This window comes from uncultured Thiohalocapsa sp., from assembly GCF_913062725.1.
Taxonomy (GTDB): domain Bacteria; phylum Pseudomonadota; class Gammaproteobacteria; order Chromatiales; family Chromatiaceae; genus Thiohalocapsa.
In genome coordinates, this window is the sequence record NZ_CAJXWY010000007.1 from 1 (window position 1) to 22,378 (window position 22,378).

General features: G+C 68.9%; 23 protein-coding genes. 21 read left to right on the forward strand and 2 right to left on the reverse strand.

Annotation, left to right across the window (positions count from 1 at the left end):
* From ftsH to QZ588_RS02960, 6 genes are all read left to right on the forward strand, one after another.
* A partial coding sequence (ftsH, locus tag QZ588_RS02935; protein WP_295539704.1) for an ATP-dependent zinc metalloprotease FtsH occupies positions 1 to 1,635 on the forward strand: 1,635 nt, incomplete at its 5' end.
* A gap of 104 nt (positions 1,636 to 1,739) precedes the next feature.
* Positions 1,740 to 2,552 carry a dihydropteroate synthase gene (gene folP / locus QZ588_RS02940; protein ID WP_295539894.1) on the forward strand — a complete coding sequence of 271 codons (813 nt, stop codon included), beginning with the start codon at positions 1,740 to 1,742 and terminating at the stop codon, positions 2,550 to 2,552.
* Positions 2,549 to 3,889, forward strand: a complete 1,341-nt coding sequence (glmM, locus tag QZ588_RS02945; protein WP_295539707.1) for a phosphoglucosamine mutase — start codon at positions 2,549 to 2,551, stop codon at positions 3,887 to 3,889. The genes folP and glmM overlap by 4 nt, the downstream gene beginning before the upstream one ends.
* 120 nt (positions 3,890 to 4,009) lie before the next feature.
* A complete protein-coding gene (locus QZ588_RS02950) occupies positions 4,010 to 5,380 on the forward strand; it encodes a sodium-dependent transporter (RefSeq protein WP_295539710.1) in 1,371 nt (456 codons plus the stop codon).
* 1 nt (position 5,381) lies between these two features.
* Entirely contained in the window at positions 5,382 to 5,816 is a 435-nt protein-coding gene (locus QZ588_RS02955; RefSeq protein ID WP_295539712.1) for a type II toxin-antitoxin system RatA family toxin, read from the forward strand.
* Complete coding sequence (locus QZ588_RS02960; protein ID WP_295539715.1) at positions 5,809 to 6,150, forward strand: RnfH family protein; 342 nt, start codon at positions 5,809 to 5,811, stop codon at positions 6,148 to 6,150. The genes QZ588_RS02955 and QZ588_RS02960 overlap by 8 nt, the downstream gene beginning before the upstream one ends.
* A 125-nt stretch (positions 6,151 to 6,275) precedes the next feature.
* On the opposite strand, the gene QZ588_RS02965 is transcribed toward QZ588_RS02960, so the two are convergent.
* Positions 6,276 to 6,671 carry an outer membrane protein assembly factor BamE gene (locus QZ588_RS02965; RefSeq protein WP_295539717.1) on the reverse strand — a complete coding sequence of 132 codons (396 nt, stop codon included), beginning with the start codon at positions 6,669 to 6,671 and terminating at the stop codon, positions 6,276 to 6,278.
* Between the two features lie 79 nt (positions 6,672 to 6,750).
* On the opposite strand from QZ588_RS02965, the gene QZ588_RS02970 reads away from it, so the two are divergent.
* From QZ588_RS02970 to lolD, 10 genes are all read left to right on the forward strand, one after another.
* Positions 6,751 to 6,951, forward strand: coding sequence for a hypothetical protein (locus QZ588_RS02970; protein ID WP_295539719.1), 201 nt, complete (start codon positions 6,751 to 6,753; stop codon positions 6,949 to 6,951).
* Positions 6,952 to 6,967: 16 nt separating this feature from the next.
* Positions 6,968 to 7,384, forward strand: coding sequence for a ferric iron uptake transcriptional regulator (gene fur / locus QZ588_RS02975; protein WP_295539897.1), 417 nt, complete (start codon positions 6,968 to 6,970; stop codon positions 7,382 to 7,384).
* 58 nt (positions 7,385 to 7,442) lie between these two features.
* Positions 7,443 to 7,910: a L,D-transpeptidase gene (locus tag QZ588_RS02980; RefSeq protein ID WP_295539721.1), complete on the forward strand. Its 468-nt coding sequence runs from the start codon at positions 7,443 to 7,445 to the stop codon at positions 7,908 to 7,910.
* Positions 7,911 to 7,941: 31 nt separating this feature from the next.
* A complete protein-coding gene (nikB, locus tag QZ588_RS02985; RefSeq protein WP_295539724.1) occupies positions 7,942 to 8,862 on the forward strand; it encodes a nickel ABC transporter permease in 921 nt (306 codons plus the stop codon).
* Positions 8,828 to 9,715, forward strand: coding sequence for an ABC transporter permease (locus QZ588_RS02990; RefSeq protein WP_295539727.1), 888 nt, complete (start codon positions 8,828 to 8,830; stop codon positions 9,713 to 9,715). The genes nikB and QZ588_RS02990 overlap by 35 nt, the downstream gene beginning before the upstream one ends.
* Positions 9,716 to 9,782: 67 nt before the next feature.
* A complete protein-coding gene (locus tag QZ588_RS02995; protein ID WP_295539730.1) occupies positions 9,783 to 10,343 on the forward strand; it encodes a hypoxanthine-guanine phosphoribosyltransferase in 561 nt (186 codons plus the stop codon).
* 241 nt (positions 10,344 to 10,584) lie between these two features.
* On the forward strand, positions 10,585 to 11,325 hold the full coding sequence (locus QZ588_RS03000; protein ID WP_295539733.1) for an S-methyl-5'-thioinosine phosphorylase: 741 nt from the start codon (positions 10,585 to 10,587) through the stop codon (positions 11,323 to 11,325).
* A 184-nt stretch (positions 11,326 to 11,509) separates the two neighbouring features.
* Entirely contained in the window at positions 11,510 to 12,811 is a 1,302-nt protein-coding gene (locus tag QZ588_RS03005; RefSeq protein WP_295539735.1) for a hypothetical protein, read from the forward strand.
* A gap of 189 nt (positions 12,812 to 13,000) precedes the next feature.
* Complete coding sequence (locus QZ588_RS03010; protein WP_295539737.1) at positions 13,001 to 14,311, forward strand: lipoprotein-releasing ABC transporter permease subunit; 1,311 nt, start codon at positions 13,001 to 13,003, stop codon at positions 14,309 to 14,311.
* Positions 14,304 to 15,032 carry a lipoprotein-releasing ABC transporter ATP-binding protein LolD gene (gene lolD, locus QZ588_RS03015; RefSeq protein ID WP_295539740.1) on the forward strand — a complete coding sequence of 243 codons (729 nt, stop codon included), beginning with the start codon at positions 14,304 to 14,306 and terminating at the stop codon, positions 15,030 to 15,032. The genes QZ588_RS03010 and lolD overlap by 8 nt, the downstream gene beginning before the upstream one ends.
* On the opposite strand, the gene QZ588_RS03020 is transcribed toward lolD, so the two are convergent.
* A complete protein-coding gene (locus QZ588_RS03020) occupies positions 14,984 to 15,529 on the reverse strand; it encodes a DUF2062 domain-containing protein (protein ID WP_295539742.1) in 546 nt (181 codons plus the stop codon). The genes lolD and QZ588_RS03020 overlap by 49 nt on opposite strands.
* 183 nt (positions 15,530 to 15,712) lie before the next feature.
* On the opposite strand from QZ588_RS03020, the gene QZ588_RS03025 reads away from it, so the two are divergent.
* The 5 genes from QZ588_RS03025 (at position 15,713) to lpxK (ending at position 22,348) form a co-directional block, all read left to right on the forward strand.
* Complete coding sequence (locus tag QZ588_RS03025; RefSeq protein WP_295539745.1) at positions 15,713 to 18,139, forward strand: DNA internalization-related competence protein ComEC/Rec2; 2,427 nt, start codon at positions 15,713 to 15,715, stop codon at positions 18,137 to 18,139.
* A gap of 241 nt (positions 18,140 to 18,380) precedes the next feature.
* Complete coding sequence (locus QZ588_RS03030; protein WP_295539747.1) at positions 18,381 to 19,013, forward strand: MotA/TolQ/ExbB proton channel family protein; 633 nt, start codon at positions 18,381 to 18,383, stop codon at positions 19,011 to 19,013.
* Entirely contained in the window at positions 19,010 to 19,441 is a 432-nt protein-coding gene (locus tag QZ588_RS03035; RefSeq protein ID WP_295539750.1) for a biopolymer transporter ExbD, read from the forward strand. The genes QZ588_RS03030 and QZ588_RS03035 overlap by 4 nt, the downstream gene beginning before the upstream one ends.
* A complete protein-coding gene (gene msbA, locus QZ588_RS03040) occupies positions 19,438 to 21,249 on the forward strand; it encodes a lipid A export permease/ATP-binding protein MsbA (protein ID WP_295539752.1) in 1,812 nt (603 codons plus the stop codon). Before QZ588_RS03035 ends, msbA begins: the two co-directional genes overlap by 4 nt.
* Positions 21,230 to 22,348 carry a tetraacyldisaccharide 4'-kinase gene (lpxK, locus tag QZ588_RS03045; protein ID WP_295539755.1) on the forward strand — a complete coding sequence of 373 codons (1,119 nt, stop codon included), beginning with the start codon at positions 21,230 to 21,232 and terminating at the stop codon, positions 22,346 to 22,348. The genes msbA and lpxK overlap by 20 nt, the downstream gene beginning before the upstream one ends.
* Positions 22,349 to 22,378: the final 30 nt, after the last annotated feature.

The following is a 22,378-nucleotide window of genomic DNA, read 5'->3' on the forward strand; positions in this document are numbered from 1 at the left end:
ATGCAGATCCTGATCAACTGGTTCCCGCTGTTCATCCTGATCGGCCTGTGGATCTTCTTCATGCGGCAGATGCAGGGCGGGGCTGGCGGCCGCGGCGCCATGTCTTTTGCCAAGAGCAAGGCGCGCATGCTGAGCGAGGACCAGGTGAAGGTCACCTTCGCCGATATGGCGGGCGCCGAAGAGGCCAAAGAAGAAGTCGTCGAGGTGGTCGACTTCCTGAAAGACCCGTCCAAATTCCAGAAGCTCGGCGGCAAGATCCCAAAGGGCGTGCTCATGGTCGGCCCGCCGGGCACGGGTAAGACGCTGCTCGCCCGCGCCATCGCCGGCGAGGCCAAGGTTCCCTTCTTCACCATCTCCGGCTCGGACTTCGTCGAGATGTTCGTCGGTGTCGGTGCCTCACGCGTGCGCGACATGTTCGAGCAGGCCAAGAAGCACGCGCCCTGCATCATCTTCATCGACGAGATCGACGCCGTCGGCCGCCACCGTGGCGCCGGTCTCGGCGGCGGTCATGACGAGCGCGAGCAGACGCTCAACCAGCTGCTGGTGGAAATGGACGGCTTCGAGGGCAACGAAGGTGTCATCGTCATCGCCGCCACCAACCGTCCGGACGTCCTCGACCCGGCGCTGCTGCGTCCGGGCCGCTTCGACCGCCAGGTGGTGGTGCCGTTGCCTGACGTGCGCGGGCGCGAGCAGATCCTGAAGGTGCACATGCGCAAGGTGCCGGGCGCCGACGACGTGGTGGCCTCCGTCATCGCCCGTGGCACGCCCGGGTTCTCCGGCGCCGACCTCGCCAACCTGGTCAACGAGGCGGCACTGTTTGCGGCGCGCGCCAACAAGCGTCTGGTGGACATGGCGGACATGGAAAAAGCCAAGGACAAGATCATGATGGGCACCGAGCGGCGCTCCATGGTCATGTCCGATGACGAGAAGAAGCTCACCGCCTACCACGAGTCCGGCCACGCCATCGTCGGCCGGCTGGTGCCGGAACATGACCCCGTGCACAAAGTGAGCATCATCCCGCGTGGTCGGGCGCTCGGTGTGACCCTGTTCCTGCCGGAGGATGATCGCTTCAGCTACAGCAAGCAGCGCCTCGAGAGTCAGATCTCGTCGCTGTTCGGCGGGCGCCTGGCCGAGGAACTGATCTTTGGCGCGGACATGGTCACGACGGGTGCCTCCAACGACATTCAGCGCGCCACCGAACTGGCGCGCAACATGGTGACCAAATGGGGCCTGTCGGATAAGCTCGGGCCCCTTGCGTACGGAGAGGACGAGCAGGAGGTGTTCCTCGGGCATTCGGTGACGCAGCACAAGAATATCTCCGACGAGACCTCGCACCTCATCGACAAGGAGATCCGCAGCGTCATCGATCGCAACTACGAGCGCGCCAAGACCCTGCTCGAAGACAATATGGAAAAGCTCCATAGCATGGCCGAGGCGCTGATCAAGTACGAAACCATCGACGCCCTGCAGATCAGCGATATCATGGAAGGCCGCGAGCCGCGCGCCCCCAAGCAGTGGAGCGATGATGCCTCTGAGCCTCCGAGCGGCAGCGCGGATGCTCCGGCGCAGGCGCAGCCGGAAAAGGGGCCGCGGCCCTCCGGTGGTACCATCGGCGGACCAGCGGGCGAGCATTGAGCGATCGCGAGACGGCCGCGCTGCAGACATCACCCACCCATCGCGGCAACGGACCCGTCCTCGTCTGTGGTGACCACCGTCTCGACCTGAGCACACCCAAGGTGATGGGTGTGCTCAACGTCACCCCCGATTCCTTTTCGGACGGGGGTGATTTTTTTGTGCCAGAGGCGGCACTGCGCCGGGCCGAACAGATGGTCGCCGAGGGCGCCGACGTGATCGATGTCGGCGGCGAATCCACTCGACCCGGGGCGGCGGCGGTGGCCGCTGCGGACGAGTGCCGTCGTGTGGCACCCATCATCGAGGCGTTGGCTGTTCGACTACCGGTGCCGATATCCGTCGACACCTCGAAGCCCGAGGTGATGCGGGCCGCGGCGGCCGCGGGGGCAACGCTCATCAATGACGTGCGCGCCCTGCGCGCACCGGGTGCGCTGGAGGCGGCCGCCGCCCTGGATCTGCCCGTCTGCCTGATGCACATGCAGGGAGAGCCTCGCACCATGCAGGCGGACCCCGCCTACGGCGACGTCGTCGCCGAGGTTCGAGCGTTTCTCGCCGAGCGCATCGCCGCCTGCCTCGCCGTCGGGATGGGGCGGGAGCGTTTGCTGATCGATCCGGGTTTTGGCTTTGGTAAGCGCTTGGCGCATAATCTTGCCCTTTTGGCGCGGCTTCCGGCATTGGCCCAACTCGGTCCGCCGATGCTCGTGGGCATTTCGCGCAAGTCCATGCTCGGGGCGCTCACCGGCCGGCCGGTAGAGGCGCGACTGCCCGCCAGCCTCGCCGCTGCCGTCATCGCGGCCCGCGGCGGCGCGCGCCTGCTGCGGGTGCACGATGTCGCGGCCACCGTGGATGCGCTCAAAGTGGTTGCGGCGGTGGCCGCAGCAGCACAACAAGATCCCGCTGCGCAAGAGGAGTCCGCGTGAAGCGTAAATACTTTGGCACCGACGGTATTCGGGGGCGGGTCGGTGAGCCCACCATCAGCCCGGATTTCGTGGTCAAGCTCGGTTGGGCCGCCGGACGGGTGCTGGGCGGCGCCGCCGCCGGTACTGTGCTCATCGGCAAGGACACGCGCATCTCGGGCTACATGTTCGAGTCGGCACTGGAGGCCGGACTGGTGGCGGCGGGGGTGGACATCCGCTTGCTGGGGCCGATGCCGACGCCGGGGGTGGCCTATCTCACCCGCACCTTCCGCGGTGTTGCGGGCATCGTCATCACCGCCTCGCACAATCCCTCCGACGACAACGGCATCAAGTTCTTCTCCGGCGCCGGTGACAAGCTGGCGGATGACATCGAGCTGGCGATCGAGGCCGAAATCGATCGTCCGCTGGTGACGGTGCCAACGGCCGAGCTGGGCAAGGTCAAACGCGTCGACGATGCCGCCGGGCGCTACATCGAGTTCTGCAAGGGCAGTTTTCCGCAGTCGCTCTCCCTGAAGGGCCTCACGATCGTCATCGACTGCGCCCATGGCGCCACCTATAACATCGCGCCCTTCGTGTTCGAAGAGCTCGGCGCTCGCGTCGTCACCATCGGCGCCGCGCCGGACGGGCTCAACATCAACCGCGACGTGGGCTCCACCAAGCCCGAGGCGCTGGCGCACCGGGTGTTGGCAGAGCAGGCGGATCTGGGTATCGCGTTCGATGGCGACGGCGACCGGCTGATGATGGTGGACGCCGCCGGTGCGGTGGTGGACGGGGACGCGCTCATCTACATCATCGCCAAGTCCCGCCTGGCGGCCGGCGCCCTCGCCGGGCCCGTCGTCGGCACACTGATGAGCAATCTTGGCCTGGAACTGGCGCTGCGCCGCCTCGATGTGGCTTTCGAGCGGACCCAGGTTGGCGATCGCTACATCATGGAGCACCTGAAGCGCACCGGCGGCACGCTCGGCGGCGAGCCGTCGGGACACATCATCTGCCGCGACCGCACCTCCACCGGCGACGGCATCATCGCCGCGCTGCAGGTGCTGGCGGCGCTGGCGGCACAGGATTGTGCACTCTCGGATGCGGCGGCCGAGATACAGCGATATCCGCAGGCACTGGTGAACGTACGCCTGCAGCGGCGCATGGACCCGACGACACTGCCGGCGGTCCAGGCCGCCATCGGGCGCGTCGAAGCCGATCTCGCCGGTCACGGACGGGTGCTACTGCGCCCCTCCGGCACCGAGCCCGTGGTGCGCGTCATGGTAGAGGGGACGGAGCCGCAGCAGGTTCAGGGGCTCGCCGAGCAGCTCGCCGAGACGGTTCGGGCCGAAATCGGTGCCTGACGCGGACCGGCGCCGGCGCCGCGTCTGTTGCGACCGGTGCGGCCCGTCCCGCGGTCAAGTCGTTCGCCGTTCGCACAATCCCGTCGCCACGGGCATGTGACTTCCCAACAGGAGCATTTCGTGTCTTCGACGACCTCCATCCATGGCATGTGGTCCTCGCGGCTCGCGTTCATTCTCGCCGCGACGGGCTCTGCGGTGGGGCTCGGAAATATCTGGCGGTTTCCTTACACCGCCGGCGAATACGGCGGCGGCGCCTTCGTGCTGATGTATCTGCTGTGCGTCGCCGCCATTGGCCTGCCGATCATGATGGCGGAAATCATGCTCGGGCGTCGTGGGCGCCAGAGCCCCATCAATACCATGCGGGCGCTGGCCCGGGACGAGGGTGTGAGTCCCATTTGGCAGCTCCTGGGCTGGATGGGTATTCTTGCGGGGTTCCTGATTCTGTCGTTCTACAGCGTCATCGCCGGATGGACGCTGGGCTACGTGTTCCGGGCCGGCAGTGGCCAGTTCGCCGGTGTCGATGCGGGCGCGGCGGAGGCCATGTTCAATGCGCTGGTGGCGGACCCGGAGCGCCTGCTCGCCTGGCACACCATCTTCATGGTGATGACCGTGCTGGTGGTGGCACGCGGTGTTGCCAGCGGTCTGGAGCGGGCCGTGCGCTGGCTGATGCCGGCGCTGTTCGTGCTGTTGGTGGTGATGGTGATATACGCTGCGCAGGCCGGTGATTTCGCCGCCGGCCTGGAGTACATGTTCTACCCCGACTTCGCCGAGCTCGGCGCGCAGCCCGGTGCGGCGCTGCTCAGCGCCATGGGCCAGGCCTTCTTTTCTTTGAGCCTCGGCATGGGGGCGATCATGATCTACGGCTCCTATCTCAACAGCCGGGCATCCATCGGCCAGAACGCCGTCATCATCGCCGCGATGGATACGTTGGTGGCGCTGCTGGCGGGCATGGCGATCTTCCCCATCGTGTTGGCCAATGGGCTCGAGCCCGGCAGCGGACCGGGGCTGATCTTCCAGACCTTGCCCATCGCGTTTGGCCAGATGCCCGGCGGTGTGCTGTTCGGGGCGGCCTTCTTCGTGCTGCTGGTGTTCGCCGCCTGGACCTCGGCCATCTCGTTGCTGGAGCCGATGGTCGCCTGGCTGGTGGAGAACCGCGGCTTCAGCCGTCCCCGCGCGGCGGCGCTGGGCGGCAGCGTCGTCTGGCTGCTGGGCATCGCCTGCCTGCTGTCGCTCAACGTCTGGTCGGAAGTCAAGATTTTCGGCAAGGGCTTCCTGGACCTCTTCGACTATGTCACCGCCAATGTGCTACTGCCGCTCGGCGGTGTCCTCATCGCCATTTTCGCCGGCTGGATCATGCGTCGGGCATCCAGCGAGCACGAACTGCGCCTGCGCAGCGACGGCTTTGCGTTCGGGGCCTGGTGGCTGCTCGTGCGCTTCGTCGCGCCCGCCGGCGTCATCGTCGTCTTCTTGCGCGCCATTGGGTTGTTCTGACGTGCCGGTCATCAAGAAAAGCGCATTGGTGCGCCACTCGGCGGAGGAAATGTTCAAGCTCGTCGCCGATGTGGAGGGTTATCCGCAATTTCTGCCCTGGTGCCATGCGGCACAGCTGCTGTCGGCCACCGAGGACGAGATCTGCGGGCGCATCGAAGTTGCTCGCATGGGTGTGCGGCAAACCTTCGCCACCTGCAATCGCATCGAGCCGCCGGAGCGCATGTATATCGATCTCATGGACGGCCCATTCCGCAAGCTCACCGGGCTCTGGACCTTCAGGCCGCTGCGCGAGGATGCCTGCAAGGTGGAACTGGAGATGGATTTCGAGTTTTCCGGCAGGCTCATCGACAAGGCCTTCGGCGGCGTGTTCGGGACCATTGCGAACTCGTTGGTGGATGCCTTCTGCAAACGGGCAGATGAGGTGTACGGTGACTGACGAGACGATTGGCGTGGAGGTGGCCTACGCCCGCGAGGCGCAGCAGGCGCTGTTGCCGGTGCGGGGTCCACAGGGACTGACGATCGCCGAGGCCATCGAGCGTTCGGGCATCGTCCAGCGCTTTCCGGAGATCGACTTGACTGCGAACAAGGTCGGTGTGTTCGGGAAAGTGGCGAAGCTCGACACCGCATTGGCGGACGGTGACCGGGTGGAAATTTATCCACCGCTGATCGCAGACCCAAAGCAAGCGCGCAAGTCCCGGGCTGCGACGGCGGGCGCGAAGAAAGCCGACGCCAGCGCCGGCGGTGCTCAGAAGCAGAAGACGCAGGCCTGACCGGCACGCGCCGATAGCGTTGCGACCCGTCGATCAGGCCGGTGCGACGGGCCAGGTTCTGGCACCGACATGGAGGACGCGCGTCGATGCGCGATCCGACGCGCAGGTCAGACCACCTCCGGGCCTCAGTCTTCGCGCTCGAGTCCCACGGCGCCGAGGGTGCGCCGCAGGATGCCGCGGCGCTCTTCGTAATCGGGCACCTTCACGACGATCTCCGGTTGGTCCTCGCCCGGGATGCCCTGGTCCGGGTCCGGCGGCACGAAGCCCTGGATGCGCACCAAGGCGTCGTCGTCGAAAAAGAGCGTCAAGGGCTTCTTTTCCATGGGCGCGTGACCGCGCTTCATGGTGTAGGTGTAGTCCCAGCGATCGCTGTGGAATATATCGGTCAACAGCGGCGTGCCGAGGAGATAGCGGACTTGCGCCCTGGACATGCCAATGCGTAGCTCGTCGAGCATGTCCTTGGTGACGATGTTACCCTGCTGGACCGGCATTTTGTACACGAAAGGAAGCTCAGAGAGCACGGATGAATCCTTGTAAATGTCGGTCTTTTTATTGCGTGCACATCCAAATTGTGCGCCAATAGCAAGGATCACGAGGAGGATGACAGTCTTTCGCATCGGGCCGGCTGACTCCGTTGAAGCGTTCTGGGTGCTGCTCTGCGGCGACGCCGCATCCGGGGCAGACGCGGTTGCACCGCAAGGCGGCGTCGGCCACAAGCAGCGGATCGACCGGTCAAGTCTAACGCAGCAGACGCACATGCAGCACGCGCCGGTGCAGCGGGCTTCCCGGTACGCGGCTTGATGAGTATGAAGCGATGATGGAGAACCAGCAGATCAAGCAGGCGGGGCTCAAGGTGACATTGCCCCGCGTCAAGATTCTCAATGTGCTGGAGACGAGCGCGCTCCGGCATCTGAGCGCGGAAGACGTCTACAAAGAGCTGCTCGCCGCCGGCGAAGAGATCGGTCTCGCCACCATCTACCGGGTGCTGACCCAGTTCGAGGGCGCCGGACTCGTCTGCCGTCATCACTTCGAAGGCGGGCAATCGGTGTTCGAGCTGAACCGCGGCGGCCATCACGACCATCTCGTCTGCGTCAAGTGCGGCAAAGTGGTGGAGTTCGTATCCGAGATCATCGAAGAGCGCCAGCGCGCCATCGCCGCTGAGCACGACTTCGAGATCGAAGACCATTCGCTGATCATCTATGGTGTCTGCAAGCAGTGCCGGGAGTCCGCCTGAGGGTGCTGGCCCGCGCCCGCTGCCAACAGTTACGCGAAGACCGGGGACGCCGGTGCCGGTGATCCACATCGATCTGTCGCAGCAGACGCTGACATTACGCGCGGTCGCAGCGGCCCGTGTCTATCCGGTCTCTACGGGCGCCAACGGCCCGGGTGAGCGACAGGGCAGCGGTTGCACGCCGCGCGGGCGGCATCGGGTGCGTCTCAAGATCGGCGCCGGCTGTCCCGCGGGCGCCGTGTTTCGCGCCCGCCGTTGGACCGGGGAGATCTATGGCCGCGAGCTCGGCGCCGCGCAGCCGGCGCGGGATTGGATCCTGACCCGCATCCTCTGGCTCACGGGCACCGAGCCCGGCCGCAACCGCGGTGGTGACGTCGACACCCTGCGGCGCTTTATCTACATCCACGGCTGTCCGCCCACCGAGCCCATGGGCGTGCCACGCTCCCACGGCTGCATCCGGATGCGCGATGCCGATCTCTTGGCGCTGTTCGATGCCGTGCCGGTGGGCAGCATCGTCGACATCCGCTGACGCCGGTGACCACCAGCCATTGCCGCGCAACGTGCCTGCGATCATCCTGACGCGTCTCGCCAGCACCCTGGTGGTGATGCTCGGCGTCTGTACCCTGGTGTTCGCGCTGATTCATCTGGTGCCGGGCGACCCCGTGGAGGCCATGCTCGGCGAACGTGCCCAGGCGGCGGACCGAGCCGCACTGCGTGCGTCCCTGGGCCTGGACCGGCCGCTGTGGGAACAATATTCGCACTATCTTGCCGGCTTGCTGCGGCTGCATCTCGGGACCTCCTTTCTGGATCAGCGTCCGGTGACGGCGATCCTCGCCGAACGCCTGCCGGCGACGCTGTGGCTCGCCGCGGCGGCGCTCGGCATCGCCCTGGTCGTCGCCCTGCCGCTGGGTGTGCTGGCGGCGCGGTTTCGGGGCGGCGCGGTGGATTCGGCGGCCATGACGCTGTCACTGCTGGGGATGTCCATCCCGAACTTCTGGCTCGGGCCGCTGCTGATCCTCGTCTTCTCACTCATGCTCGGCTGGACGCCGGTGAGCGGTGATGAGACACCGCTCGGCCTGGTGCTGCCGGCGATGACCCTCGGTACTGCCCTCGCCGCCATCCTTGCGCGGATGGTGCGCGCCAGCATGCTGGAAGTGCTCAACGAAGACTACGTGCGCACAGCACGCGCCAAGGGCCTGGGTGAGACGGCGGTGCTGTGGCGACATGCGCTGCGCAATGCCTGGCTGCCGATCCTGACGGTGGTCGGCCTGCAGCTCGGCGGGCTGCTGGCGGGCGCCGTGATCACGGAGACGGTGTTCGCATGGCCCGGCATCGGCAGCCTGCTGGTGGAGTCCATCAAAGCGCGGGACTTCCCTGTGGTGCAGGGCTGTGTCTTGCTGATCAGCCTCTCCTATGTGCTCGTCAATACGCTGACGGATCTCGCCTATGCCTGGGCTGACCCGCGCATCAGCGCCGGTTGAGCGCCCGCACAGCGCCGGGCGATGGGGCGCCGCGGCGGCCCCGCTGCGGCGCCTGCTGCGGGCGTTACCATGGCTGGTGCTGCTGGCGTGGCTGGCGGCGGCGCTGGCGGGCGCGTTCGTCTCGGCCGCGGCCAACCGGGTGGACCTGCCGCGCATTCTGGCGCCGCCCTCGGCGGCTCTCCCGCTGGGCGCCGACGATCTTGGACGCCCGGTGCTCGCGCGCCTCGTCGCCGGGGCGCGCACGTCCCTGGCGGTGGGCTTCGGTGTCGTCCTGCTGTCGGCGGTCGTTGGTACCCTGGTTGGAGGAGTTGCGGGCTTCGCCGGGGGCTGGTCGGACCTGATTGTGGTGCGCGTGATCGATGTCTTCCTGGCCTTTCCCGGCATCCTGCTGGCCATCGCCCTGGCGGGCATCCTGGGCCCCGGCCTCGGCAATGTCGTCATTGCGCTGGCGGCCGTCGGCTGGGTGGGCTATGCCCGGCTGGTGCGCGCGCAGGTGCTGTCCCTGCGCCGTCGCGATCATGTGCTGGCCGCGCGGGCGCTCGGCGCCGGGCCGTCGCGCATTCTGCGTCGGCACTTGCTGCCCCTCGCCGTCGCCCCGCTGATCGTGGAGGCCACCTTCGGCGTCGCCGGTGCGGTGGTCGCCGAGGCTGGGTTATCCTTTCTGGGGTTGGGCGTGCAGCCGCCGTCGGCGTCCTGGGGCAGCATGATCCGCGATGGTGTCGCGCACATGCTCGTCGCGCCGCACTTGGTGGCAGCGCCGGGTCTTGCGCTGATGCTGGTGGTATTGGCGGTCAACCTGCTCGGCGATCGGCTGCGCGACCACCTGGATGTGCGCATTGCCCGTGACCGATGACGCAGCACCCATCGTCGGTCACTCCAACCTTACTCCCGTCCCACTGACCCGCCACAGGAGCCGTCCCATGCAAAAGATGCCAGCGGATCATTACAGCGGAGTGCTGGCCCGTGCCGAGTGCCTGGCTGATCAGGCGACGGTGGAGGCGGCGCTGGACGCCATGGCCGCCGACATCGCCGCGCGCCTGGATGATAAGGACCCCTTGGTGCTGTCGGTGGTCACCGGCGGCATCGTCGTCGCCGGGCTGCTGCTGCCGCGCCTGCAGTTTCCGCTGCGCCTGGACTATGCGCATGCCACCCGTTATCGCGGTGCACTGAGCGGCGCCGAAGTGCATTGGCAGCATCGCCCGGCGGAGGCCGTGCGCGGTGAGCACGTGCTCATCGTGGACGATATCTTTGATCAGGGGCACACCATGGAGGCCATTGCCACGGCCTGTGCCGATGACGGGGCAGCCAGTGTGACCACCGCGGTATTGACCGCGAAGCAGGGCGCCGCCGAAACCGATTATCGGCCCGATGTCATCGGCCTACATCTGCCCAACCGCTACGTCATGGGCTACGGGCTGGACTACAAGCGCTATTTCCGCAATCTGCCGGGTATCTACGCCGCGGCGGACGAAGATGTCTGATGCGCGCCGCGCGACGGTACGTAAACACCCTCACCGAAAGCGACTGCCTGCTGATCGAGAATCGGCCCGACTCACCGGACCGCGAGCTGAGCCCCTTGGCGACCACCAAAGACCCCGATGCGACGGTCATACCGGTTTGCCGCCGCCGCTGTCGCAGCGTAGACTGCCGGCGGTTTTGTCGTCTCCGGCCCAGGGCTGCGGGGTGTCGCAAGCAGTCGCGGGTCGGCAACGGAGCATCTGCATGGGACATCTCGGCATCATCGGCGGGTCCGGTTTTGCAGCCCTGCCGGGCGTGGAAACGGTCCACCGACAATGGGTGGACACCGCCTATGGCGTGCCTTCGGCAGAGCTGTTGACGCTGCGCTACGCCGGGCGTCAGTTCTACTTCCTGCCACGCCATGGCGCCGGTCACAGCATCCCGCCGCACGCCATCAACTACCGGGCCAATGTGCAAGCCCTGGCGGACCTCGGTGTCACCGATGTCATCGCACTCGGCGCCGTCGGTGGTATCGCCGCCGATTGTGCGCCGACACGCCTGTGCGTGCCCGATCAGCTCATCGACTATACCTGGGGGCGCCTGGGCACCTTCCATGACGGCGCCGATGGCGATGTGGTGCACGTCGATTTCACCGCGCCCCTGGCGCCGATGCTCCGCGGGCGCTTGCTCGCCGCCGCGGCCGGCCTCGGCATGGACGTGCGCGCCGGCGGCACCTATGGCGTCACCCAGGGACCACGATTGGAAACGGCGGCTGAAATCCGACGCCTGGAGCGCGACGGCTGCGATCTGGTGGGCATGACTGCGCTGCCGGAAGCGGCGCTCGCGCGCGAGCGCGGGCTCCACTACGCGTTGCTGGCGTTCGTGGTCAATTGGGCCGCTGGCAAGGCCGACGGTGAGGTGACCATGGCCGAGATCGAGGCCAACCTGGCACGCTGCGCCGATGCCGTGCGCCCGCTGTTGCTGGCGGTTGTCGCCGGGTCCTGATCCGTGGACGTCGGTACCCGCGCGACGTCGCCGGGCAACGGCGCTCGGATGGCGGTGAAATGCACCGCCCGGATAGCCGGCGCGGGCGCCGCACCGCAGGCACCGCACCGGTGCCCCGGTCGGGCGTCCCAGTCCCGCAAGGGGTATCATGCACGTCCGAATTTTGAAGCACGAGGTAAACACCATGGCCGCATCAGGCGAACAAGCTTCCAACAGCCGGCTCACCTTCCTACCGAAGCTCCTGCTCTGGGGATTGGTGTTGCTGTTCGGCTATCTGTACCTCGGTGCCGTGGAGCGCAGCGAGCAGATGGACCAGACGCCGATGGCCCAGACGCCGCCGGCGCCCACGACCCCGGAATCGATGGTCTCGGAAGCGATGGCTCCCGAAACGGTGATGTCGGCCGCCGGTACCAGCGCGGATGCCGGCGCCCCACCGGTGCAGCCGAGCGCCGAGGCCCCGGTGCAGCGTGAGGAACAGCCATCCGCGCCGGCCATCGCCCAACCCTCTGCCCAACCCCCTGCCCAACCCCCTGCCCAACCCTCTGCAGGGCCGCCAGCCGAGCCCGCGGTCGAGACCACACCAGCGCCGGCGGCGATGGTCGCCGAGTCGCCCACGCCGCAGCCCAAGCCCGAGACGGTCACGCCCGCCGACGTCCCTGTGGCCGCCCCCGCTGACGCCCCCGCGGTGGAAGCGCCGGCGTTCGCAGAGTCCGCCGCCGAGGCCCCTGAGGACGCAGTCGCAGCCGCCCGCGATCAACCGGCGGCGCCCGAATCCATGCCCGAAGACATGGGGACCGCCGGCGGCGAGCCGGGGCCAGCGCCGGTGATGGATGTCCCGGCGATGGATGTCCCAGTCCTGGCGCTCCCCGAGATGGAGCCCCCGAGCATGGAGCCCCAGCAAGAGGTGAGCCAGGCCGAGGCCGAGGCCTTTGCTCAAGCTGTCATGCGTGAGGAATCCGCCGAGTCGGCGAATGCCGGCGGCCCTGCCGAGCCGGCGCCCGCGGCGGAACCGGCAACCACGCCCGAGCCGACGCCCGAGCCCGAGCCGGCGCTGACGTCCACGGCCGCCCCAGTGCCGGCCGCCCCAGTGCCGGCCGCCCAGACGCCAGCTACCCAGACGCCAGCTACCCCGATGCCAGCCGCCCCGATGCCGGCACCCGTAGCCTCGCCGAGGGCACCGGAGCCTACCCCTGCGGTGGCCGAAGCACCTGCGCCCGGCGGCGCTGGCGGCTACCTCATGGCACCGCCGCCGCCGCCCGTGGCGCCGCCGTCGGCCGCAGCCGCCGCGCAAGCGGCTCGCGAACGCCAGGCGGAGATGATGAAACAGTACGAGGCCATGCGACAGCAGGCCATGGAAGAGGCACAGAAGCGTTGGCAGCAGTACTACAATGCACCCCGCCCACCGCTGCCCATGGCGAGGCCGCCGATGCCCATGTACCCAGGTTATGCGCCGGCACCGATGATGCCGCCCCGGGCTGGTCAATAACGGCACGTGCGATGCCCGGTGGCCGGCGTGGATGCGCCGGCCACCGGGCAGCAGCCCGAGGCGGGCTGCGGATGGTCTCGACCCCGCCGCCGTCCCGGACTGCCTTGGTGTCGCGTGCTCCGTCCATCGTGGCCGACGTGCGACGTCACCCCTTTTTCGCGTGCGCAAAGCACGCTCGCATCCCCGCCCATGTTCCAGCCCCTATCCCTGTTCGTCGGCTTGCGCTACACGCGGGCACGGCGTCGCAATCACTTCATCTCCTTTATCTCGCTGATCTCCATGCTCGGCATCATGCTGGGGATCATCGCCCTCATCGTGGTGCTGTCGGTGATGAACGGCTTCCACAAAGAGATTCAGGAACGCATCCTCGGCATGGCCTCCCACGCCACCCTGAGCGTGCCGGAGACGGGCATTGCCGATTGGCCGGCGCTGGTGGCGCGTGTGCAGCAGTATCCGGATGTGGTGGGCGCCGCCCCCTATGTGGAGCTTGAGTCGATGCTGATGCACGCCGGGCGCACCCATGCGGCACTGCTGCGCGGGATCGTGCCGGCGCGCGAGGACGCGGTGTCCGACCTGCGCCAGGATATGGTCGCGGGCAGTGTGGACGAACTGACGCCGGAAAGCTTCAACATCGTCCTCGGTGTGGAGCTCGCGGCCGTGCTCGGCGTCGGCGTCGGCGATAAGGTCACCGTGGTGACACCGCAGCTCAACGCAACGCCCGTGGGCGTCATGCCGCGGCTCAAGGCCTTCGAGGTGGTGGGGCTGTTCGAAGTCGGCATGTCGGACTACGACCGCGGCGCCGGCTTCATGCACATGGCCGATGCGGCCCTGCTCATGCGCCTGGGTGAGGCCGCCGAGGGTATTCGTCTCAAGCTCGCGGACATGTTCGATGCGCCCCTGGTGTCCCGGGAGCTTGCCTATGCGCTGAACGCTCAGGCGCAGGCCGCACGCGCTGAGTCGGCACAATCCCCTGGGCTCGATGCGGGCGTCGGCGTCGCTTATCGGGTCACGGACTGGACCCAGGTACACCGCAACTTCTTCGCGGCGCTGCGCACCGAAAAGCGCATGATGACCATCATCCTGTTCCTCATCGTCGCCGTGGCGGCGTTCAATATCGTCTCGACCCTGGTGATGGTGGTGACCGACAAGCGCGCCGACATCGCCGTGCTGCGCACCCTCGGCGCGTCGCCGGGGCGGGTGATGGCCATTTTCATGGTGCAGGGCACGGCCATCGGCGTCGCCGGCACCCTGCTCGGCGTCGTCGGCGGTGTGCTCCTCGGCTGGAACGTGGAGCCCATCGTCGCCGGCATCGAGCGCGCCTTCGGCGTGCACTTTTTGGACCCGAGCATCTACTACATCAGCGCGCTGCCGTCGGACGTGCGCATGGAGGATGTGCTGCGGGTGGGTGGCGGCGCCTTCCTCATGTCGGTGCTCGCCACGCTGTATCCGGCCTGGCGCGCGGCGCGCACGGACCCGGCGGAGGCCCTGCGCTATGAATGATCTCGCCGCACGCGCCGCGGCGGCGCCGGCGGACACGGCTGCCCCCGTGCTGGAGTCCCGCGGCATCGGCAAGACCTTCCGCCAGGGCCCGCAGGCGGTGGTGGTGCTGCGGGACGTGGATCTCGTCGTGCAGCGGGGGGAGCGCATCGCCATCGTCGGCGCCTCGGGCTCCGGCAAGAGCACGCTGCTGCATTGCCTGGGCGGCCTGGAGCGGCCGTCCTCGGGACAGGTGCTGTGGGCGGGGCAGGACCCCATGCGCCTGTCGGAGCGTGCGCGCGGCTTGCTGCGCAATCGCCGGCTTGGCTTCGTCTATCAGTTCCACCATCTGTTGCCGGAGTTCAGCGCACTGGAGAACGTCGCCATGCCGCTGTTGATCGGCAAGCTTTCGCCGGCACAGGCGCGCGCGCGGGCGGCGGCCTTGCTGGCGCGGGTGGGCCTCGACCATCGGCTGGCACACAAGCCCTCCGAGCTCTCCGGCGGCGAGCGCCAGCGGGCGGCCATCGCGCGCGCCCTGGTGACGCGTCCCGATTGTGTGCTGGCGGACGAGCCCACCGGCAATCTGGACCGGCACACCGCGGCGGAGGTCTATGCGCTGATGCTGGAGCTCAACGCCGAGCAGGGCACCAGTTTCGTCATCGTCACCCATGACCTGGACCTCGCGGCGCGCGCGGATCACATGTGGCGCCTGGATGATGGGGTGCTGTCCCGGGCGCCGGCATAGCGCGCGCGCCGGCGGCGGATCTCCCGCCGCAGGCTTCGGCGCCAGAGCCATTGCACCGTGAAATAGCCGGCGGCGGCGGCGGTGCAGGCGCAGATGAGGCAGCCCAGCACCAGCGGCCCGAGCACGCCGAGCCAGTTGTGCCAGTCGAGCCAGAAGTCGGGCTCGAAGGTGCGGATGGGCTGTCCGGTCAGAAAGGCGCCGATCACATAGGCCAGATAGAACATCGGCGGTATGGTCAGCGGGTTGCTGAGCCAGATCAGCGACGCGGCGATGGGCAGATTGACCCGCAGCTTGATGGCCGCCGCCGCCGCCATGAACACCTGTCCGAAGGGCGGCATGTACATCATGAAGAGGCCGACGGCGACGGCGCCGGATGCCGAGCGTCGGTTCAGATGCCAAAGATTCGGGTCCTGCAACAGGCTGCCGAACACGCGGATCCAGCGGCTTTCCAGGATCACGCGCGGATCGGGCAGTATGCCCTTGAGCCAGCGTCTCACGGTATCGGGTTCGGGCCTATGAGTGGGCGGCGCCGGGGCGAGTATACGCCAGTGCCGGGCGGCGTCATCGGGCCCATCCGCGGCCGTCGCCGCGCCCGCCGGCGCGGGCCCGGGTGCGGGCGCACCGGGCTGCGGCCGAGCGCCCAAGGCCGATCGCGTCGGGGCTGACACCCGGTACCGCCCATGGCTGGCGTTTCAGCACAGCGCGCCACCGCCGCAGCCGTGGCCACACGGAGCCGGCCCTCACCGACACCGCTGGCGCTGGCCTTCGCACTCGGCTGCGGGGGATTCATGGCGTTGCCGCGCATGCCGGCGCCCTGGGTGCCCTGGCTGCTGGTGGGTGGGGCGGCGATGGTGCTGGCGATGGCAGTCGGCTGGCGCCGGCGGCTGCCAACGCTGTTCATGCCGGCGCTGGTGATCTTGCTGGCGGCGCTCGGCGCGCTGTGGGCGTACCTGGATGCCTGCCGCGTCCAGTGCAGCCCCTTCCCCGAAGACCTGGTGCGTCAAACCCTGGTGGCCGAGGGGCGGATCGCCGCGCTGCCCGAAGACAAGGGCTATGCCGAGCGCTTTTTGTTCCGCATCGAGGGGCTGCGCATGGACGGCGAGCGGCTCGCCTTTCGCGGCCTGGTGCGCTTGTCCTGGTATCGGGAGCGCCCGCCGCTGCGCGCCGGCGAGCGATGGCGGCTGTCGGTGCGCCTGAAGCCGCCGCATGGGTTCGTGAATCCCGGCGGCTTCGACTACGAGGGCTGGCTGTTTCAGCGCGGCATCGCCGCCACCGGTTACGTGCGCGACCCGGAGACCGCCGTGCGCCTGCATGCCGGTGCCGGGGCCTACGTGTTGGATCGTTGGCGCCAGGGCCTGCGTGACCGTCTCACGGCCCTGCTGCCGCCCGGGCCCGCCGCGGCGCTCGTGCCTGCGCTCATACTGGGTGATCGCGGCGGCTTGACCCCGGAGCAGTGGGAGGTGTTCTCGCGCACGGGCACCAGTCATCTCATTGCCATCTCGGGCCTGCATGTGGGCCTGATCGCGGGGGTCGTGCTGCTCGCCCTGCGCTGGATCTGGTCGCGGTTCCCGCGCCTGACGCGCCGGGTCGCCGCACCGCGCGCGGCCGCGGCTGCGGCCCTGCTGGCCGCCGCCGGTTATGCGGCCCTCGCCGGTTTTTCCATCTCCACGCAGCGGGCGCTCGCCATGCTGGCGGTGGTGCTGGTGGCGACCATGCTCGGGCGCACCCTGCGGCCCTTGTCGGGGCTCGCGCTGGCGCTGCTGGCGGTGCTGCTGCTGGACCCGGCGAGCGTGCTCTCCTATGGCTTCTGGCTGTCTTTCGGTGCGGTGGCGGTGCTGCTCTACGCCCTCGGCCAGCGGCTGGCACCGCCCTTCGCCGTGGTGCGCTGGGGGCGGGCGCAGTGGGCGGTGGCCGTGGGACTGCTGCCGTTGTTGCTGTTGTTCTTCGGGCGTGCATCGCTGGTGGCGCCGGCGGTGAATCTGTTCTTGGTGCCACTGTTCGGGCTGGTGCTGCCGGTGGTGGTGCTGTCCGCCGCGCTGGCCCTCGCCGGCGACTGGGCTTGGGCCCTGTGGCCGGTGGCCCTGTTGCTGGAGGCGGGTTATGCCCTGCTCGCCGACATCGCCGCCTGGGATCTGGCGGGTGTCACCCTGGGCGCGCGCGCGCCCTGGGTCTGGCTGGTGGCGGCGGCGGGCGCGCTGTTGCTGCTCGCGCCGCGGGGGGTGCCGGCGCGTTGGCTCGGTCTGGTGCTGTTGCTGCCGCTGGCGGCGGCCCGCCCGCCGACGCCGCCGCCGGGCACGGCGCAGCTCACCATGTTGGACGTTGGGCAAGGGCTTGCGGTGGTGGTGCGCACGGCCGGGCATACCCTCGTCTACGACATGGGCGTCGGCTGGCCGAGCGGGTTCAATACGGGCGCCGTGGTCGTGGCGCCTTATCTCCGTCACCGCGGCGTCCGGGCCGTGGATATCGCCATGGTGAGCCACGCCGACCAGGACCACGCGGGCGGACTCCCCGGCCTCGCGGCGGATTTGCCGCTGCGGCGTTTACTGAGCGGCGAGCCGGGAGAGCTGGAGGCGCCGGCGGGCATGCGTGTCGAGCGCTGTCGGGCGGGCGCACATTGGCGCTGGGACGGCGTCGATTTTCGCATCCTGCACCCGACCGGTCGCGATGCGGAAGGTAACGACGCCTCCTGTGTGCTGCGGGTGGCCACCGCCGGCGCCAGCGTGCTGCTCACCGGCGATGTGGACGTGAAGATCGAGGCCGCCCTGGTGGACGCTTACGGCCGGGCGTTGCGCTCCGATGTGCTGTTCGCCGCCCACCATGGCAGCGACACCTCGAGCAGTGCGCGCTTCCTGCGTGCGGTGGACCCGGACTGGGTCTGGTTCTCCGCCGGCTACGCCAACCGCTACGGCTTCCCGAGCGATGCGGTGGTCGCCCGGGTGCGGACGCTGGGCGCGGCGAGTATGAACACGGCGACGGCGGGCGCCGTGACCCTGCGACTGCCGGCGGAGCCGGGCCGGCTGGTGCCGGTGCGCACCCGCGAGGTCCGACAGCGACTCTGGCGTCACCGGCTGCGCCCCGAGGCGGCCATGCGCCGGCCGCCACCCTGAGCATGCCGTCGTGCTCGCCGATGGCGTTGCCGCCGCCGCGTCGCCTGCCCACGACAACCGACTGCCGTGCCGGCGGCGGACCGAGCCGGGCCGTCGCCCCCGGTAGCCCGGCGCCGCCCATGGCCGGGTCGGTCACCAGTCGGGCCGCGCTGCCATCGGAAGCACGCCCGGGAACTGTTAAGATTTCGGAGTTTTGGGTCCGGCGTGAAGCCGGAAGGGCAACGCGGGAGTGACTGACCGGGTGTTCGACTTGCTGCAGGCGGGCGGTTGGCTGATGTGGCCGATTCTGCTCTGTTCCGTCATCGCGCTGGCCATCGTCATCGAGCGCTCCTGGGTGCTGCGGCGCCGGGCGATCATGCCGCAGGATCTGGTCAGCCGCATCTGGCAGCTGCACCGCCAGGCGCGCCTGAGCGACGAGCGCATCGCCGAGATTCGCGACGGCTCGGCCCTGGGGCGGATGCTCGCGGCGGGTCTGGTCAACCGCTTCCATGCGCGCGAGATCATGAAAGAGGCCATCCAGGACAGCGGCCGGCAGGTGGTGGCGGACCTGGAGCGTTACCTCAACACCCTGGGCACCATTGCGGCGGTGACGCCGCTGCTGGGGCTGCTCGGCACCGTGCTGGGCATGATCGAGGTGTTCGGCGTCATCATGGAGGCGGGCGTCGGCAACCCCGGCGTGCTCGCCGGCGGCATCTCGCAGGCGCTCATCACCACCGCCGCCGGGCTGTCCGTGGCCATCCCGGCGCTCATGTTCCATCGCTATTTCGACAACCGGGTGGACAAGCTCGCCGTCGCCATGGAGGAGCAGGCGCTGCGCCTCATCGAGGTGATGCAGGGTGACCGCGAGGCCGGTGACGATGGGGGACAGCCATGAATCTCAGGCCCCGGCGGCGGGCATCGGCGGATATCAACCTGACGCCGCTGATCGATGTCGTCTTCCTGCTGCTCATCTTCTTCATGGTATCCACCACCTTCAATGACGACGCCCGCCTGCGCCTGACCCTGCCGCAGGCGCAGGGCGAGCCCGCGCAGGCCGGCGAGCTGGATCTGCTGGCGCTGGTGGTGGATCGGTCCGGACGCTTCGCCGTGAACGGCCGCGATGTGTCCGGCACCGATCCCGGCGCACTGCGCCGGGCGCTGGAGGCGGCGCTGGCGGATGCCGAGGCGGCCGAGCCGACCGTGCTGATCAGGGCCGATGCCGAGACCCCGCATCAGGCGGTGATGACGGCCCTGGATGCCCTGGCGCAGCTCGGCCTGCAGCGGGTGGCCTTCGCCGCCAGCCGCACGGATCAGACGCCGTGAGTGCCGCCACCGGCCTTGCGGACGGCAGTGGCTGCGGGCGCGCCATCTATCGGCGCCTGCTCGGCCATGTGAAACCGTACTGGCGCATGTTCGCGCTCTCCATCGTCGGTATGCTGGTGTTCGCAGCCACCGAGCCCGTGTTCGCGGCCATGATCAAGCCGCTGCTGGACGGCAGCTTCGTGGAGCGCGACCCCGATGTGGTGCGGCTCATGCCGATCCTGCTGGTGGCGGTCTTCGTGGTGCGCGGCATCGCCGGCTTCGTCAACAACTACTGCCTCAAATGGGTGGGCCGGCGCGTGGTGGCCGACCTGCGCCAGCAGATGTTCGATCACTTGCTGCGGGCGCCGACGCGCTATTACGACGCCCACGGTGCCGGTCAGCTGCTGGCCAAGCTCACCTATAACGTCGAGAACGTGGCCACCGCGGCGACCTCGGCCATCACCACGCTGGTGCGCGATGGCTTCACCGCCCTGGCGCTGCTGGCCTATATGCTGTACCTGGATGCGGCGCTTTCGGTCATTTTCCTGCTCATCGGGCCGGTGATGGCCTTTTCCATGAAGTACGCCACCCGGCGCTTTCGTCAGTACGGCGCGCGCATTCAGGACCGGGTCGGCTCGCTCACCCACGTGGCGCAGGAGGTCATCGACGGCCACCGGGTGGTGAAGGCCTTCGGCGGCGAGCGCCGCGAGTCCGAAACCTTCTCTGCCATCAACGAGAAGACCCGCTCCCTGCAGATGAAGGTCATCGCCGTGGAGTCCATCAGCGTGCCCGTGGTGCAGCTGCTCTCCGCCGTCGCCATCGGTGTCATCGTCTATCTGTCGACCCTGCAGGGGCTGCGCGAAGACATCACCGTCGGCACCTTCATGTCCTTCGTGGTGGCCATGGGGCTGATGCTGCCGCCGGTGAAACGGCTCACCGCGGTGAACTCCCAACTGCAGCGGGGCATCGTCGCCGCCGACAGTCTGTTCGAGCTCCTGGACAGTGAGACCGAGCACGATACCGGCAAACGGGTGCTGGCGCGGGCGCGCGGTGAGATCGACTTCCGCGGCGTCACCCATGTCTACGAGGCCGGCAAGGGCCCGGTGCTGCACGGGCTCGATCTGCACATCGGCGCCGGTGAGAGCGTGGCCCTGGTGGGGCGCTCCGGCAGCGGCAAGTCCACGCTGGTGAGCCTCTTGCCGCGCTTCTACGACCCCACCGACGGCCGGATTCTGGTGGACGGCATCGACCATCGCACGGTGACGCTGGCGAGCCTGCGCGCGCAGATCTCGCTGGTGACGCAAGACATCGTGCTCTTCAACGCGAGCGTCGCCGACAACATCGCCTATGGCGCCAACGCCGACGCCCGCCGGGCCGACGTGGAGCGCGCCGCGGCGGCGGCCCATGCGCTGGAGTTCATCAGCGCACTGCCGCAGGGCTTCGAGACCCTCGTCGGAGACCGTGGCATCCTGCTCTCGGGCGGTCAGCGCCAGCGCCTCGCCATCGCCCGGGCCATGCTCAAGGATGCCCCCATCCTGATTCTGGACGAGGCGACCTCGGCGCTGGATACCGAAGCCGAGCGCCATATCCAGGAGGCGCTGGCGGCGCTGATGGCAAACCGCACGACACTGGTCATCGCCCATCGGCTGTCCACCATCGAGCATGTGGATCGCGTCGTGGTGCTGGAGCAGGGTTGCATCCTGGAGCAGGGCAGTCACCGCGAGCTGCTCGCCGCCGACGGGCACTACGCGCGCCTGCAGCGTGCCCAGCTGCGGGCGCCGTTGCCGCAGCCGGCGCCGGAGTCCGCCGATGCCCCGCCGGCGCAGTGAGCGGGCCGCAGCGGCGCGCCGGGGTCTGGATCCCGCGGTGATCTGGTACGGCGGCAGCCGCGCAGGAAGGCTGGTGGCGGCGCTGCTGGCGCCCCTGGGCTGGCTCTATTGCGGGCTCGCAACGCTGCGGGCGATGGCCTATGCGCGCGGCTGGCTCGCGAGCGTCGATGTCGGCGTCCCGGTGGTGGTGGTCGGTAATCTCAGTGTGGGCGGCACCGGCAAGACACCGCTGGTGCGTTGGCTGGCGACACACTTGCGTGCCCGGGGGCTGCATCCCGGCATCGCCGCCCGTGGCCATGGGGCGCCCGCCAGCACTGCTGCCGGCGCCGGCGCCGACGGTGTGCGCTTCGTCCCCACGGATGCCGACCCGGCGCTGTTCGGCGACGAGCCGGCACTGTTGGCCGCGGATACCCATACGCCGGTCGCCGTGGGTCGCGACCGGGTGGCCGTCGCCCGCGCCCTGGCGGGCCGCGGCTGCGACGTCATCATCACAGACGACGGCCTGCAGCATTATCGCCTGCGACGGCGGTGCGAGATTCTGGTCATCGACGGCAGCCGTGGCCATGGCAACGGCCGCTGCCTGCCGGCGGGGCCGTTGCGCGAGCCGGTGCGGCGCGCCGCGCGGGCGGATCTCGTCATCGCCACCGGCGGCGGCCAGCCCGGCCTGCCGGCGCTGGCACTGCAGCCGTCGGCGGCGGTGAGCCTGGCGGACCCGCGCCGCACCCGCGCCCTGGCCGATTTCGCCGGCGAGCGGGTGACGGCGGTGGCCGGTATCGGCCACCCGGCACGCTTTTTTCGGATGTTGGAAGCGCAGGGGTTGCGGGTGGACGCCCGCGCCTATCCGGATCACCATCGGTTCCGGGTCGCGGACGTGGCAGGCTGGGGCGGCGCGCCCGTGTTGATGACCGAGAAAGACGCCGTGAAATGCCGTCGCCTGCGCCCGCCGCCGCAGACCCGGTGGCCCGAGCTCTGGGCGGTGCCCGTGGCGGCGGTCCCGGCGTCGGCCTTCGTGGACGCCCTGGAGCGGCTGCTCGCCGAGCGGGGGGTCATGGCGGGCGTCCCGGCGCACGGCCGCGTCGGCGCCGGAGGCCGGCCTTGAGCCCGGTCCTGACCGGTGCGTATGACACGA

What these genes read in the sequence shown, in the direction of transcription:
- QZ588_RS02990 (WP_295539727.1), top strand. Translation starts at nt 8,828, where the DNA reads ATGCCTGGGCTGACCCGCGCATCAGCGCCGGTTGAGCGCCCGCACAGC.
- QZ588_RS03025 (WP_295539745.1), top strand. Translation starts at nt 15,713, where the DNA reads ATGGCTGGCGTTTCAGCACAGCGCGCCACCGCCGCAGCCGTGGCCACA.
- lpxK (WP_295539755.1), top strand. Translation starts at nt 21,230, where the DNA reads ATGCCCCGCCGGCGCAGTGAGCGGGCCGCAGCGGCGCGCCGGGGTCTG.
- QZ588_RS03035 (WP_295539750.1), top strand. Translation starts at nt 19,010, where the DNA reads ATGAATCTCAGGCCCCGGCGGCGGGCATCGGCGGATATCAACCTGACG.
- fur (WP_295539897.1), top strand. Translation starts at nt 6,968, where the DNA reads ATGGAGAACCAGCAGATCAAGCAGGCGGGGCTCAAGGTGACATTGCCC.
- QZ588_RS02995 (WP_295539730.1), top strand. Translation starts at nt 9,783, where the DNA reads ATGCAAAAGATGCCAGCGGATCATTACAGCGGAGTGCTGGCCCGTGCC.
- QZ588_RS03010 (WP_295539737.1), top strand. Translation starts at nt 13,001, where the DNA reads ATGTTCCAGCCCCTATCCCTGTTCGTCGGCTTGCGCTACACGCGGGCA.
- QZ588_RS03005 (WP_295539735.1), top strand. Translation starts at nt 11,510, where the DNA reads ATGGCCGCATCAGGCGAACAAGCTTCCAACAGCCGGCTCACCTTCCTA.
- QZ588_RS03000 (WP_295539733.1), top strand. Translation starts at nt 10,585, where the DNA reads ATGGGACATCTCGGCATCATCGGCGGGTCCGGTTTTGCAGCCCTGCCG.
- folP (WP_295539894.1), top strand. Translation starts at nt 1,740, where the DNA reads ATGGGTGTGCTCAACGTCACCCCCGATTCCTTTTCGGACGGGGGTGAT.
- lolD (WP_295539740.1), top strand. Translation starts at nt 14,304, where the DNA reads ATGAATGATCTCGCCGCACGCGCCGCGGCGGCGCCGGCGGACACGGCT.
- QZ588_RS02970 (WP_295539719.1), top strand. Translation starts at nt 6,751, where the DNA reads ATGACAGTCTTTCGCATCGGGCCGGCTGACTCCGTTGAAGCGTTCTGG.